The sequence below is a fragment of the Microbacterium sp. genome, from assembly GCF_031179285.1.
Taxonomy (GTDB): Bacteria; Actinomycetota; Actinomycetes; order Actinomycetales; family Microbacteriaceae; genus Microbacterium.
In genome coordinates, this window is sequence record NZ_JAPSHY010000013.1 from 48,248 (window position 1) to 62,553 (window position 14,306).

Sequence of the window (14,306 nt, forward strand, 5' to 3'; positions counted from 1 at the left end):
GAGAAGGGCAGGCGGGTGTCGGGCAGGACGATCTCGTCGAGGAAAATAGTCAGGTCGCGCTCGTAATCGGTGAAATCCTCGACATGGCCGTGGGTCCAGTGCGGCGACAGCCGCTCGGCTGCGCCGAGGCCACCGTCCGGGATCTGCTGCGAGATGCCGACGCACTCGCTGCCGCATTCCCCGATGTCTCAGCGGAGGATCTCGCGGGACTCGAGGGCGATCCGAGCGGGTGGAGCGCTTCGGACCTCGCCCTTCTCGACGAGGCGCGCGCCCTCATCGATGGCCCGCCGGAGATCGTCTACGGACACATCGTGGTCGATGAGGCTCAGCAGCTGTCCGAGATGCAGTGGCGGGCGCTGATGCGGCGCTGCCCGCAGCGTTCGATGACGGTGGTGGGTGATCTCGCTCAGGCCGGGCCCACCACGACGATCCAGGCCTGGGGCGAGGCGCTTTTCCCCTTCGTCGAGGAGCAGTTCGCGCATCAGACCCTCACCGTGAACTACCGCACCACGGCCGAGATCCTGCAGGCGACAGAGCCGCTGCTCGCCCGCATCGCTCCCGAACAGCGCCTCTCCCGCTCTATTCGGCACGGCGAGCAGCCCACGGTCGTCACGGTGACGGAAGAGGGTGCCGCATCCGCGCTGGACGCTCTGATCGCGCGGACCCGGCGCAGTCATCCCGGCGAGCTGATCGGCATCGTCACGACCGCCGCACGCGCCGGCGTTCTGGCCGAGACGATCAGCGAGGGCGAGGCCACCATCGTCGCCGCATCCGACGCTCGCGGGCTCGAGTTCGACACCGTCATCATCGTCGATCCCGACGGCATCCGATCGCGTGGCGACGCCGGTCTCCGTGACCTTTATGTCGCGCAGACCCGGGCGACCAAACGCCTCCTCAGCGTGGCGGTCACGACCTGACGCCGCGGTTTCAGCGGCCCCGTTCTGAGCTGGACCGGCGACACACGCGGTGTCCTCGGAGCGACGGCAGTATCGCCGGCGCGTCACGGCTCAGCGTCGTGACGCGAGGATCGCCGGGTTCGCTCGCGGAAGAGTCGTCGGCGTTTGCGGTCCTTCCTGTTCGCTTCCTGGCGTGACCGAGCCTGTTCCTCGGCGCTCTTTCGAGCCTTCTCAGCGCGCGCCGCTCGGCGATCGGCCCACGCGGTCACCGTGGCCTCGACGTCACGCGGCATGGTGGTCAGAGGCGGCCCCGCTGGGGGCTGGTAACGGGCACGGATGACCCGCTCGTTGAACTGCTCGACCTCGCGGAGCACGGCGGCCTCGCTCGAGAGCTGATCGAGCTGCTCGTCCAGCGCGGCGTCCTCTTTGCGGAGTTGAATCGACGGCGGCAGCATGACGAGTCCCTCACGCTTCGCGAGGCGCTTGAGCCACCAATCGGGGTCATGGTGATCAGAGAGGTCGAGGGGCATGCCGCTGCCAGGCAGATCGTCGAACTCGCCGCGCTCGATCGCTTTGCGTATCTGCATGTCGGCGATCAACGCGATCATCGTCTCCGTGTCGAAGACGATGGCTGCGGGGTTGAAGAACGCGATCGGCGGGACTGATTCCGACTCTGTCATCGCGCCTCCTCCGGTTCTTATCCGGTCACATGTATTATGTCACTTGTATTGGAATACAGGGAGACAGCATGCCGAAACAGGTCGACCACGTTGAGCGACGCGAGTTCATAGCCCAGGCGCTGTGGACGATCGTTGACCGGCAGGGCTGGGCAGCGGCGACCATGCGGGAGGTTGCCCGCGAGGCGGGAGTCTCGCTGGGCCAGCTGCAGCACTACTTCTCGTCCCGCTCCGAGATGCTGACCTTCGCAATCGAATTCGCCGCCGATCGGACGGCAGAGCGCGTCGCAAGGAGCACGGCCGCGCTCGCCCAACCTCCGCATCCTCGCGACGTGCTGCGAGCGGTTCTTGCCGAGCTTCTCCCGCTACGACCTGACGCTCGGGCGACCAGCCGCATGAACGCGGCCTACGTTCTCGAAGCGATGCACAATCCCGCGCTGCACCAGCAGGTTGCCGTCGGACTCCGCGACGGGCGGGCCATGGTCGAGCACCTGATCCGGCAAGCGATGGACCACGGCCAGATACCTCCAGGCCGAGACGCGATGATCGAAACGGATCTCATTCTCGCGCTGACCGGCTTCGGACCGCTTCTCGAACTCGGCGTCATCGAACCACGAGCAGCACTCGCCGCCATCGACCAGCACCTCGATCGACTCTTCATCCCGGCGTCGGGACGAAACTAGCTGCTCGCGCGCGACGGCGACCCGTTCAGTTGACGACGAAGGTCGTGCTGTGACCTGAGACCAAGCCGGATGACGCCGCGGTCAGGGTGTAGGTTCCTGCGCGGTCGATTCGACATCCGCTGAAAACCCAGGTTCCACCGAGCGTGAGGATGGGATTGAGGAAACAGCCGAGGTTTGCCCCACCGGTGGGGGCTGTGATCGTGAGAGCGACGAACAGCGAAGAGGAAACGAGGTTTCCCGCCGCATCTTGGATCGCGACAGCGGGCTGGGTTGAGAACGAGACGCCGCGAGCGGCATCGGTGGGTGAGGTCGTGATGGTGACCTTGGCGGCGGTGCCGGCGACGATGGTGAAGCTGCCACTGGTGGCTGAGCTCAGACCGCTGGCGGTTGCCGTCAGGGTGTAGGTGCCCGCCCGGGCGACGCGGCATCCCGTGAAGGTGGCGGTGCCAGAGACGGCGGCTTTGGGGTTGTTTGTGCAGGCGAGGCTCGTTCCGACGGGCGTCGTGATGGCGAGGGCGATCGGGGCCGTGCTGGTGGTGGTGTTGCCGAAGGCGTCGAGTATCACGACGACAGGTTGGGTCGCGAAGGGGATCGAGCTTGCGGAGTTCGACGCGGATGCTGCGAAGTTCAGCCGAGTCGCCGGGCCGGCGGTGATGGTGAAGCCGGTACTCGTTGCTGAGCTGAGGCCGGTGGTCGTTGCGGTCAGGGTATAGGTGCCGGCCTTGCCGATGGTGCATCCGTTGAATGTGGCGGTGCCGTTGACGGCTGCGACGGGGTTCGGGCTGCACACGAGTGTGGCCCCGCTTGGTGTGGTGATGGTGAGGGTGATGGGACTTGTCCCGCCGGTGGTGTAACCGGCTGAGTCTTGGATGGCGACGACAGGTTGACTCGCGAAGGGAACGCCACTGGTAGATGCCGTGGGTGATGTAAGGAAGGCGAGTTTGCTGGCGGAGGAGAAGATGGTGAAGCTGGAACTCGTTCCGCTCAAGCTGCCCGAGCGTGCCGTGAGCATCTTGCTGCCGCTCTGGTCGATCCGGCATCCGGAGAAAGTCGCCACGCCTGCCACCGCATTCTTCGGGTTGCTCGTGCAGGTCAGCGTGCCGCTCACGACCGACAGTGTGATCGGAATGGCGCTGGTGGTGACCATGTTGCCGCCCGCGTCCTGCACGGCGACGGCGGGTTGTGCACTGAAGGCGGTGTTGCGAGCCGTGTTGCCGGGGCTGGTGGCGAACACCAGTCTGCTCGCTGGACCGACGGAGACGGCGAAGCTCGTGCTCGTCGCTGTGGCCAGGCCCGGCGATGTCGCGGTGAGCCGATAGGTGCCGGCTTTGTCGATCTTGCAGCCGGTGAACTGGGCCCTTCCCGTGACCGCGGCCACAGGGTTGGAGGTACAGGCGAGGGTGGCACCTGCGGGGGTGGTGATCGACAGCGTGACGGGCGCGGTGCTCGTGGTGGAGGCACCGCTGGAGGTTTGGATCGCGACGGCGGGCTGGGAGGCAAAGGCTGTGCCGCCGGTCGAACTCGATGGGTTAGTGGTGAACGCGAGTTTGGTGGGAGTATGCACCACTGCGGCGACCCAGTTGCTTGAGGAGTTGACGGTGGTGGCCGTGAACGCTGCGCTGGCGGCGGGGGTGCTGGGAGCTGTGATGACCATGGCGGCGCACAGCACCAGCGCTGACATGGGCAGTACATGCGCGACGCCGATCGGGAGGCGAGAGCGGTGCGGCGATCGCCGAGCGTGCTTCGGTTCGTGCCCGCGCCTTTCCTTCTTCTCATCGCGGGTCGAGAGGAACTCGATGATCAGCGCGAGCAGGGTGACAGCGACCCACCCGGCGAACGGGAGGATGAGTCCGTGTTGTAGCCAGAAGGCGGGAAGGCCGATCCACGGGATGAGGAGGGTGGCGACCGCGATGATGTCGGTGCGCTCAAGTGGAGCGCTGTCCATGTCCCGGTTGGCGTCGCCGGCCGTGATCAGCGAGTCATCCGGGTTGCTTCCGACGATACGGTGCAAGCGGGTGCCGAGGGTCGCTGATCCGGGGGCGGCGGCGAACGTCACGACGTGGCCCATAGGAGTCGATGCCTGTGCCGGCAACGGGCGGGAGAGCACGATGTCGCCGGTGCGGATGTGGGGCATCATGGATCCGCTTTGCACGACGGTTCCCGTGAGTCCGACTGTTGTCGGGACGATCGCGCAACCGACGAGCGCGACGAGGAACAGGAGGTATCCGTGGGCGAGCAGGCGCGCAAGGAGAAGCCCCCAGCCCACCGCGACTGCGCGTCGAGTCGGGGGCTCCTCCCCCGCAGGTTGCCCCGTCATTCCTCTGTCTCCGGGTCGCCGCAGCGCCTAGGAGGACTGCAGTTCCCAGACGACGTCGACGCTGACCGATTTGCCTTGCAGCGCGTCGATCTGCGCCTGGGTCAGCGTGGTGACGTCGAAGGTCCAGGTCGCCCGATAGACCGTGGTCTCGCCGGAGATTCCCGCGGTAGTCCAGGGCAGCACACCGGTGGCGTAATCGTTGATACCGGCACCGATGGTGGCGAGAGAGAGGGGCGGCAGGGTGGTGGTGGGCACGAATCCGGTGCAATCCGCGAAGCTGCCGCCGGTTCCGATCTGCAGTGAAATCGTGATGTTGTTCTCGAGCCCCTGGGCTCCGAGGTTCTGCACGTAGGTGCGGACCTGCCCGGGAACCGTGGACTGCGAGGTGACGACGAGACATTTCGACCCCGTTTGGCCGGGGGTGACTCCGTCGATGCGGAAGGCCGCGGCACCGAGGTCGTCGTCGGAGAGGATCACCGACCCGGTCTGCCAGTTGCTGCCGGTGTTTCGAGTGGTCGCCGTGAACGCGGCGTTAGATCCTTGCCAGACCATGAGTCCTGCCAGCAGGATCGCAGTGGGACCGACGATGAGTGTGGCGAGTCGACGCGTGCGCGCTGTGGGTTGTTGCATGAGAAGTTCCCCCTCCGAAGCGGCACCGATGCTCAAAGTGGCCTCGATGCATGAAGGACCGGCCCATTACTTGGTTGTGGCCTTCATCTCCTCAGCTTGCATCGCGCGTGTCGACGGCGACAGTGCCGAAGGTCCTACGGGGAAGAGTCCGCCCCGCGGATCCCTCAGGTGTCACTGCGTGCAGGACCCGTTCCGGCGAGAGGTTCGCGAGATTCCAGGTGGAGCACGGCTGCTTGAGTTCTTCTGTGCAGACCGAGTTTGCTGAGCAGGGACGACACGTAGTTCTTCACGGTCTTCTCGGCAAGGGAGAGGGAATCCCCTATCTGCCGGTTGGTCATACCCTCCGCGATCAACGTGAGTATCTGCTGCTCTCGTCTGCCGAGTGACTCAAGTCGAGGATCCCGCGAGTGTTGTGTGCGAAGGCGTTCGACCACGCGACTCGTGAGGGCGGGATCGAGGAGCGACCGCCCCGCCGCCACCGACCGGATCGAATCGACGAGCCTGCTGCCGCGGATGTCTTTCAGAACATAACCTGCTGCGCCCGCAAGCACAGCCGCGTAGATGGCCTCGTCATCGTCGTACGCGGTGAGAATGAGGCACCGAGTACTCGGGGACGTCGACCTGGCGTCACGGCATACGTCGATCCCATTGCCGTCCGGCAACCTGACATCGAGAATCACGACGTCCGGAGTCGTCGCGAATATGCGCGCTCGGGCCTGCGCCGCCGTGCTTGCCTCGCCCACGACTTCCATGTCAGGCTGCGTCGACAACAGTTCGGCGATCCCGCGCCGCACCAGTTCGTGATCGTCGACCAGGAACGTCCGGATCATGCGCCGAACGGATCGTCGTGACCGAGCGGGACGATCCAGCGCACCCGGGTTCCGGTCGCGTCGGATTCGAAGGTGAAAGCTCCGTTGCGTCGGCGGGCACGCTGTTCGAGATTCGCGACGCCGCTGCGCCGCTCCGCTCCGCGCGCGCCGCACCCGTCATCGGTGATCTCCAGAGACACCGATCCTTGATTGACGGACAACGACACGGAAGCGTGTTGCGCTTTGGCGTGTTTGATGACGTTCGACAGGGCTTCACGGGTGACGGCGATCACATCGTCGGCGAGACCCGCGGTGACGACAAGATCAACAGGGCCGGCGAAAGTGACAGTCGGGCTGCGCGGGAGTCCGGGCGCGAGCGTGCTGGCCAGTTCGATGATCCCGTCTCGGATCGTGTCGCGCCGGTCACCGACCGGAGGAGTGAGTGCATAGATCACCGTGCGGACCTGTGAGATCGCGGCATCGAGGTTGTTCACCGACTGCGTGATTCGGTCTGCGACGGAAGACGCCGCATCCGATCCGGCGATGTTCTGCAGGTCGAGGCCGGTTGCGAACAACTGTTGGATGACATGGTCGTGTAGGTCCCGGGCGATTCGTCCGCGTTCTTCGAGAAGCACCATCCGTTGACGGTCGACACGGGCTGCGGTGAGTTCCACGGCGAGACTCGCTTGGCTGGCGAAATCTGCCGCCATCGCCAGATCGGACGGCGCGAAACGGGCACGGCCCGCTGTGCGAGCCACATACAGGACCCCCTGTGGGGAGTCTCCTGCCATCAACGGGACCGCCATGACGGGCCCGACAGTGGTATTGCCTGTCAACCCGACTTCATGCTCCGAGCCGTCGTCGATCAGGTGCGGATGATGGTCTTCCAGAACGTGCGCCACGATGGTGCCCGCAATCCGGATACTGCTCCCCTGCACCGCGAGATGATCGACCCCGCGCGCAGTCTCCACGCGATACTGCGCCGGGTCATTCGTCGGCAGCAGAACCCACACAAGGTCGGCCTCCGCGAGTTCGAGAACCCGGGCAGCCAAGGTCGAGATGGAGTTCGCCTCGTCGCTCGACACCAGCGTCGCGTTGATCTCCGCGGACGCGGAGCTCCACGCCTGGCGGCGACGGACTTCCGCGAACAGCCGGGCGTTCTCGATGGCGACCCCCGCCGTGGCTGCCAGCGCAGTGACCAGGCGTTCGTCTTCCTCGGTGAAACAGCCTCCCGCGCTATTGCTGAGGTACAGATTCCCGAAGACCTCATCACGTACTCGGATCGGCACGCCGAGGAAGCTGTCCATGGGCGGATGACCGGCCGGCAGTTCGATGGACCGCGGGTCATCAGATCGATTGTCGAGTCGGATCGGCCGGGGATCGTCGATCAGCGCGCCGAGCAGACCGTGCCCACTGGGAAGGGTGCCTATCGCTGTCACGTCCTCGTCGGTCATTCCGACATGGACCAGCTGCTCGAGGGTGCCGTTCGCTGCGACGACTCCGAGAGCCCCGTACCGGGCCCCGACGAGTTCGACAGCCGCCTCCACGATCCGCCTCAGCACGACCGGAAGCTCCAGATGCTCGACGACCGCCTGGTTGGCTTTCAGGAGCGAACGCAACCGGCCCTGCGTGGCCAACACGGTTCGCGCTTTACTGACCACCTCATCCAGCGCGCGATCCAACTCGCCGCGGGAATCGTCAAGGAATCGGAACGCGTGGTCTTCGGCCATATCGGCTTACGCCTCCGTACCGCGATGCAGAGCAACATCCTCGTCTAGGGCTCCGTTAGTGCAGTGTAGCCCACCGCCTCGGACGCGACGCCCAGCCCGCCACGCAGCGCCGTGCGACGACTACCGAGACGCGCGCACGAAACGCCGACGCGATCGAACGCATCTCCGCGAGCGACCTCATCCGGCGATCGCCTTGCGGGGCTGGGTCGCTGACGCTCGCCCACCCGAAAACTGACGCGGAGTTGTCAGATCAGTTGGATTCGCGGCGACAATCACGCCGGATCGACCCCGCACCCCCGCACCAAAAGATCCCCGCCTGAGCGGGGACTTTCACGGCGGAGACGAGGGGATTTGAACCCCTGGTCCCCGTAAGGGGACTCCACCTTAGCAGGGTGGTGCACTAGGCCGGACTATGCGACGTCTCCAGGCATCCGGCCCGAAAGCTCGGATGCACGTAGCCATCATAACCGGTCGTGCGAGCAGGCACGAACCAGCCCCCAGGGGCGGCGACGCGCAGTGCGAGGATAGGGCGATGCGTCCGCTCAACTCTTCCCTCGTGGCCGGCTCCCCCTGGGCTGCGGCGGCGCTGTGCCTGCTGCTGGGCCTGCTCACCGCCGGTCCCCTGGGGCTGCTGTTCGGATCGACACCCGTCGCGTGGCCGGCGGGTCTCGTCCTCGGCGTGGCCCTCTGGTTCGCAGCGCTCTGGTCGATCTCGACAGCATTCCTTCCTGTCGTCCGCTTCGATGCGGCGGCGCTCACCCTCCGCCTCCGCGGTCGCGAGTACCCGGCGGCCGCCGTCCGCTCGGCCACGCGCAGCGTCAGCGCCAACGGGAATGCGGCGTACCTCACGTACCGCTTCGCCCTCGAAGACGCCCGCCGCTTCCGGCTGATCGCGGTCGGCCGTCCCTTTCGCGGACTCGCCCCCGATGCCCTCAGGCGTCTGCGCACACTCGTCTCGGCATCGAGCATCGCCGAACCGGCAGGGTTCTCCCCCGAACAGCAGCGCGCCAATTCAGCGCTTCAGGCGAACGGCCGAGCGGTCGCCGTCGGTCGCGCGGCGATCCTCCGTGACATCGATGAACTGCTCGGCGACGTCACTCCCGCAGCACCGGCCGCGGCCACCGGCCCTGCGGGATCCGCGCCGGTCGAGACTCATGCGCTGCAGGCGGACGACCTCGACGCTGTCGAGGCGATCCGTGAAGCGGTGGGCCCGCTCGCCGGCATCCGTCGCATCTGCGGCGTCGCAGCCGTCGCCGGGGTCGCCGTTCTGGTGGCCCTGGTCCTCACCTTCGCTCTCGACGAATCCATGAACCTCGCCGGTTGGTCGCCCGAGCATCCGGCGGCGGGGCTCATCGCCGCCGCGGGGATCGTCCTCGGCGCGCTGGGCAGCGTCGTCTGGGCGATCACGGCTGACGTCGCGGTGCGCCGGGTTCGCCGGGTCGCCGACGCGCGATGGGAGGCGTTCGGTGCGGCGGACAGGTCGCGGGGCCTTGCGACGCCGTTCCTGGCGTTCGATGCGACCGGGGCGCGCCGGACATCCACGATGCTCGCCTATGCGAGCAGCGTCCTCGCGGTCATCGCCGCAGCACTCTCGATCGGCGCGTTCATCGAGCTCAGCATGCGGCCATTGCTGACGATTCTGCTCATCCTCACCGGCGCTCTGATCGGGGCGAGCGTCATCTGCTGGCGGGCGTCTCGCCGCGACGCGCGCGTGACGGCGGAGCGGATCGCGCTGCGCGCCGGCGAGCGGTGGGGTGTGCCGAGCTGACCGTCACCACGCAACCGCGTGACACGACGAAGCGCCCGGGCGATGGGAACCACCCGGGCGCTTCGTCTGTCCGGCGAGACTCAGAAGTCGAACTCGCCGATGTTCTCGGCGGTGAAGACGAACGGGTCGCCGAGGAGCACGGCGCCGTCGGCACCGACTTCGTACTCACCGAGATCGCCCGCGTCGAAGGTGTCGCCCTCTTCACCGGTGATGTCGCCCTGGATGAGAGCGGCAGCCGCGTATGCGGCGAGGTAGCCGAGGTCCTCCGGGTTCCACAGCGCGAATGAGGTGACGGTGCCGTCTTCGACGTACTCGCGCATCTGGTTCGGCGTGCCGAGACCGGTCAGTGCCACCGCGCCCTTGTAGTCCGAGGTGGACAGGTAGCGGGCGGCCGCAGCGATACCGACCGTCGTGGGCGAGATGATGCCCTTCAGGTTCGGGTGCGTCTGCAGCAGTGCTGCCGTCTTGTCGAAGGACGTCTGGTCGTCGTCGTCGCCGTACACCGTCTCGACGAGCGTGATGTCGGGGTACTCGCTCGCGACGTACTCCTCCATCAGCGCGATCCAGGCGTTCTGGTTGGTGGCATTGGCCGAGGCCGAAAGCACGGCGATCTCGCCCGCTCCGGCGATCTGCTCGGCGATGAGGTCGACCTGGACCTTGGCGATGCCTTCGGAGTCTGCCTGGTTGATGAACAGGTCGCGGCACTCGGGATCGGTGTCCGAGTCGAAGGTGACGACCTTCACGCCGGCGTCGCGCGCCTCGTTCAGCGCGTCGCAGATCGCCTGCGGATCGTTCGCGGAGACGACCAGCGCGCCGACGCCCTGCTGCGTGGCCGTGTTGATGTAGCTGACCTGAGCGTCGGGGGTCGCCTCCGCCGGACCGACCTCGGAGAAGGTTCCGCCGAGCGCCTCGACGGCCGCCTCGCCACCCTTGCTGGAGGTGTCGAAGTAGGGGTTTCCGAGGTTCTTGGGCAGGAACGTGATCGCGAGGTTGCCGGAGCCGCCTTCGGATCCGCCGCCGTCACCGTCGGTGCCGCCGCCGGTGTCGGCGCATCCGCTCAGTGCCAGTGCCGCGGCGACGGCGACTGCCGCGAATGCCCTGACGCGTGTGTGTGCAAACTTCATTGTTCTTCCTTTCGTGGGACTGCCGCTGACGGGTGCCGGCGGTGACAGCTGCCTCAGGTGGTCGGCGAGGCTGCGATACGGGGTCGTGGGCCCGCCTTCGCCCGAAGTCGCTGGACCCAGGCGAGAAGGCTGGCGGCCACGACGGAGGCGATGAGCAGGCCACCGGTGATGATGTTGATGACGTCGCTGGTGACGTTCGCGAGTCGCAGCGAGCTTCCGAGAACGCCGATCAGCAGAACGGCGGCGATGACGCCGTGCAGTTGGCCTCTGCCCCCGAAGACCGACACACCGCCCAGCACGACGGCGGCGATGACCTGCAGTTCGAGGCCGGTGGCATTGTCGCCCCGCGCGCTGCCGAAACGGAGCGTGTAGAAGATGCCCGCGAACGCCGAGACAACACCGGCGAGCACGAACAGGATGAACTTCGTCCTCTCGACATGCACGCCGGAGAAGCGCGCGGCGTCTTTCGACAGACCGATGGCGTAGATCCCCCGGCCGAAGGGCGTGAAGTGCAGCAGCACGGCGAAGATCACCAGCAGGATGAGGAAGGGGATGACGATGTACGGGATCGTGGTTCCGGCGATCTTGGCCTTCGCCAGGGCCGTCCACTCCTCGGGGAAGTCCGTCACCGCAGTCGTGCCGAGGAGGCCAACGGCGAGACCCCTGAACAGCGCGAGCGTGCCGATCGTCACCGCGAGCGAGGGAAGCCCGACGACCGTGACGAGGAAGCCGTTCGCGGCCCCGCCGACGAGACCGACCGTGAGGGCGGCGAGGGCTGCCAGCTCGAACGGGGCACCGGCCTGCGTGAGCACGCCGGTGACGACGCTCGCGAGACCCACCATGCTCCCGACGGAGAGATCGATCTCGCCGGTGACCATGATCAGCGCCATGGGCAGGGCGATGAGCAGGATCGGGGCCACATCCAGGAGCAGGTAGTTCACCGTGATCGGCTGTGCGAAGCCCCTCACCGTCGCAAGCGAGACGATGACGACGAGCGCCAGGAGGGCGACGATCGCCATCTCGCGGTTGATCAGCAGGCGCCGCCAGAGTGGACGGTCGTGATCCTGGATGACACGGATCGTGGCAGTGCCGGTTGTCGCGGTCATGATTGGTCCCTCGCCTCGATGAGTCGCCGTTTCTGTCGCACCGCGAGCACGCGGTCGAGCACGATGGCTCCGATGATCAGTGCGCCGACGACGGCACGCTGCCAGAAGTCCTGGATACCGAGGATGGGCAGCGCCCGGTTGATGGTCATGAGCAGCATCGCGCCGATCGCCGCTCCCCACACCGAGCCGACACCGCCGGTGATCGCGATACCGCCGATCACGGCCGCGCCGACGGCGTCGAGCTCCCAGCCGCTGCCGGCCTGCGAACTCACCGACCCGTAGCGCGCCGCGTAGAAGACTCCGGCGAGACCGGCGAGCGCGCCGGAGAGGACGAAGGCGGACAGCACCCGGCGGATCACCCGCAACCCGTACAGCTCGGCAGCGGCGGGGTCGGAGCCGATGGCGTAGTACTCGCGACCGCCCCGGGTGTTGCGCATGTACCACGCGGCCGCGGCGAGCATGATCAGCGCGACGATCGCGAGCACGGGTATGCCGACGACCTGGGCGGTGCCCAGCTGCAGGAAGTCCTTGGGCATGTCGGACGCGTTGACCCTGTCGCTTCCGGCCCACAGGACGTTGATACCGCGGTAGGCGTAAAGCGTCCCCAGGGTGATCACCATCGCGGGCACTCGGGCGAACGCCACCAGCGCGCCGTTGAGGAGCCCGAGAAGGCCACCGAACACCACGGCGGCGAGCACGACGACGATGATCGGGATGCCGGGGATGTCGATGAAGAGGCGTCCGGTGAGGTAGGCGGTCAACCCCATCACCGAACCGACCGAGAGATCGACGTTGCGCGTGATGATGACGATCGCCTGACCGACGGCGACCAGCACGAGGATCGACGGCGTGAGCAGGAGGTCGCGCCATCCGTCGGCGCTGAACAGGAAGTTCGGGTTCTTCGCCGTCGCGACGACCACGACGAGCGCGAGGGCGATGAGGATGCCGAACTCACGCGCCTTGCCGACGCCGCCGAGATTCGTGCGCAGGGCCGGCCGTGTGAGTGAGGTGCTGGTCACGAGTGGAGCTCCGTTGCGTGTGTCGCTGCGAACATGACGTTCTCGCTGGTGGCGTCGGAACGGTCGATCTCTGCTGTGACGCGCCCCTCGCGCATGACGAGCACCCGGTCGGCCATTCCAAGCACCTCGGGAAGCTCCGATGAGATCATCAGGATGCCCATCCCCTCGCCGGCGAGTTGCGAGAGCAGCCGGTGAACCTCCGCCTTCGTGCCGACGTCGATCCCGCGGGTGGGCTCGTCGATGATGAGTACGCGCGGGTTCCTGGCGAGCCACTTCGCAAGGACGACCTTCTGCTGATTTCCACCGGAGAGCGTCGAGGCGACGGTGTCGAGCGCGTGCGTCTTCACCTCCAGCCGGCTCGCCCATTCCTTAGCGGCACCGTTCTGCATGCCGGTCGTGAGGAGCCCGAACTTCGCGAGCTGAGAGCGGATCGCCATCGTGATGTTGCTGCCGACACCCGCATCGATCACGAGTCCCTGCTTGCGCCGGTCCTCGGGAACGAGCGCGAGGCCTGCCCGCATCGCGGCGGTGGGGCTGTTGCGAACGACCGTGTCCCCAAGCATGCGTACCTCGCCTTCGCGATAGGCATCGACTCCGAAGATCGCGCGCGCGACCTCGCTGCGTCCGGCCCCCACGAGTCCCGCGAGGGCGACGATCTCGCCCGCGCGCACGGTGAAGGAGATGTCGTGGAAGACGCCGGGGCTCGTGAGGCCCGCCACCTCGAGCAGCGGCGCTCCGATCGGAACGGTCTGCTTGGGAAACAGCTCGGTGACGTCGCGGCCGACCATCTGGCGCACCAGTTCGTCGACGGTCGTCTCGGCGATCTCGGTGGTGCTGATGTAGGCGCCGTCGCGCATGACGGTAACGGTGTCGCAGAGCGCGAACACCTCGTCGAAGCGGTGTGAGATGAACAGCACGGCGCGGCCTTCGTCGCGCAGGCTCCGAGCGACGGCGAACAGCCGATCGACCTCGACCCCGCTGAGCGCGGCGGTCGGCTCGTCCATGATGAGCACGCTGGCGTCGAGCGAGATGGCCTTGGCGATCTCGATGATCTGCTGATCCGCGATCGACAGCCCCTCGGTGATGCGGTCCGGATCCAGCGGCACGCCGAGACGTCGGAAGATCTGCTCGACCTCGTCACGCATGCCCTTGCGGTCGATGCGCCCGAAGGCCTTCGTCGGCTGCCTGCCCATGAAGATGTTCTCGGTGACCGAGAGATCGGGGAACAGCGTCGGTTCCTGATAGATCACCGCGATGCCGGCGGCCTTGGACTGGGCGGTGCTGGTGAAGTCGACGGGTTCACCGTGCAGATGGAAGTCTCCGCTGTCTCGCCGGTAGAGCCCCGCCATGATCTTCACGAGCGTCGACTTACCGGCGCCGTTCTCTCCGATGAGCGCGTGGATCGAACCCGGTCGCAGGGTGAGACTGCCCGACCGGAGCGCGATGACCGGACCGAACGCCTTGACGACGCGTTGCAGTTCGAGAGCCGCCGGAGCGGGACTCTGATTGTCGGTCTCGACGGGCACAGGCACGTCCTCTCCGTTGAG

General features: G+C 66.7%; 11 protein-coding genes, 1 tRNA gene and 1 pseudogene. 3 read left to right on the forward strand and 10 right to left on the reverse strand.

The genetic code is table 11. The features are described 5' to 3' along the window. Nucleotides 1-917, forward strand: a pseudogene (locus RIN18_RS10065) (hypothetical protein); the annotation flags it as partial. A gap of 83 nt (nucleotides 918-1,000) precedes the next feature. On the opposite strand, the gene RIN18_RS10070 reads toward RIN18_RS10065, so the two are convergent. Further along, nucleotides 1,001-1,576 carry a DUF1992 domain-containing protein gene (locus tag RIN18_RS10070; protein WP_309103836.1) on the reverse strand — a complete coding sequence of 192 codons (576 nt, stop codon included), beginning with the start codon at nucleotides 1,574-1,576 and terminating at the stop codon, nucleotides 1,001-1,003. 68 nt (nucleotides 1,577-1,644) lie between these two features. Here RIN18_RS10070 and RIN18_RS10075 point away from each other — a divergent pair, with 68 nt between their 5' ends. Then, nucleotides 1,645-2,256 (forward strand): TetR family transcriptional regulator C-terminal domain-containing protein, encoded by a 612-nt coding sequence (locus RIN18_RS10075; RefSeq protein WP_309103837.1) that lies wholly within the window; start codon nucleotides 1,645-1,647, stop codon nucleotides 2,254-2,256. Nucleotides 2,257-2,281: 25 nt separating this feature from the next. Here RIN18_RS10075 and RIN18_RS10080 read toward each other — a convergent pair whose 3' ends face one another. From RIN18_RS10080 to RIN18_RS10100, 5 genes are all read right to left on the reverse strand, one after another. Next, nucleotides 2,282-4,573 (reverse strand): S26 family signal peptidase, encoded by a 2,292-nt coding sequence (locus RIN18_RS10080; RefSeq protein ID WP_309103838.1) that lies wholly within the window; start codon nucleotides 4,571-4,573, stop codon nucleotides 2,282-2,284. Between the two features lie 27 nt (nucleotides 4,574-4,600). Continuing rightward, nucleotides 4,601-5,203 (reverse strand): hypothetical protein, encoded by a 603-nt coding sequence (locus tag RIN18_RS10085; RefSeq protein WP_309103839.1) that lies wholly within the window; start codon nucleotides 5,201-5,203, stop codon nucleotides 4,601-4,603. A 164-nt stretch (nucleotides 5,204-5,367) separates the two neighbouring features. Next, entirely contained in the window at nucleotides 5,368-6,033 is a 666-nt protein-coding gene (locus RIN18_RS10090; RefSeq protein WP_309103840.1) for a response regulator transcription factor, read from the reverse strand. After that, nucleotides 6,030-7,742, reverse strand: coding sequence for a GAF domain-containing protein (locus tag RIN18_RS10095; protein ID WP_309103841.1), 1,713 nt, complete (start codon nucleotides 7,740-7,742; stop codon nucleotides 6,030-6,032). Before RIN18_RS10095 ends, RIN18_RS10090 begins: the two co-directional genes overlap by 4 nt. Before the next feature lie 336 nt (nucleotides 7,743-8,078). Then, nucleotides 8,079-8,167, reverse strand: a tRNA-Ser gene (locus RIN18_RS10100). A 107-nt stretch (nucleotides 8,168-8,274) separates the two neighbouring features. Here RIN18_RS10100 and RIN18_RS10105 point away from each other — a divergent pair. After that, nucleotides 8,275-9,510 carry a hypothetical protein gene (locus RIN18_RS10105; RefSeq protein WP_309103842.1) on the forward strand — a complete coding sequence of 412 codons (1,236 nt, stop codon included), beginning with the start codon at nucleotides 8,275-8,277 and terminating at the stop codon, nucleotides 9,508-9,510. An 80-nt stretch (nucleotides 9,511-9,590) separates the two neighbouring features. Here the strand turns inward: RIN18_RS10105 and rhaS are convergent, their stop codons facing one another. Genes rhaS through RIN18_RS10125 form a run of 4 tightly spaced genes read right to left on the reverse strand, consistent with a single transcriptional unit; the run spans nucleotide 9,591 to nucleotide 14,291 of the window. Beyond that, on the reverse strand, nucleotides 9,591-10,634 hold the full coding sequence (gene rhaS / locus RIN18_RS10110; RefSeq protein WP_309103843.1) for a rhamnose ABC transporter substrate-binding protein: 1,044 nt from the start codon (nucleotides 10,632-10,634) through the stop codon (nucleotides 9,591-9,593). 53 nt (nucleotides 10,635-10,687) lie between these two features. After that, a complete protein-coding gene (locus RIN18_RS10115; protein ID WP_309103844.1) occupies nucleotides 10,688-11,740 on the reverse strand; it encodes an ABC transporter permease in 1,053 nt (350 codons plus the stop codon). After that, nucleotides 11,737-12,759 carry an ABC transporter permease gene (locus RIN18_RS10120; RefSeq protein WP_309103845.1) on the reverse strand — a complete coding sequence of 341 codons (1,023 nt, stop codon included), beginning with the start codon at nucleotides 12,757-12,759 and terminating at the stop codon, nucleotides 11,737-11,739. Before RIN18_RS10120 ends, RIN18_RS10115 begins: the two co-directional genes overlap by 4 nt. Next, nucleotides 12,756-14,291, reverse strand: coding sequence for a sugar ABC transporter ATP-binding protein (locus RIN18_RS10125; RefSeq protein WP_309103846.1), 1,536 nt, complete (start codon nucleotides 14,289-14,291; stop codon nucleotides 12,756-12,758). The genes RIN18_RS10120 and RIN18_RS10125 overlap by 4 nt, the downstream gene beginning before the upstream one ends. Nucleotides 14,292-14,306: the final 15 nt, after the last annotated feature.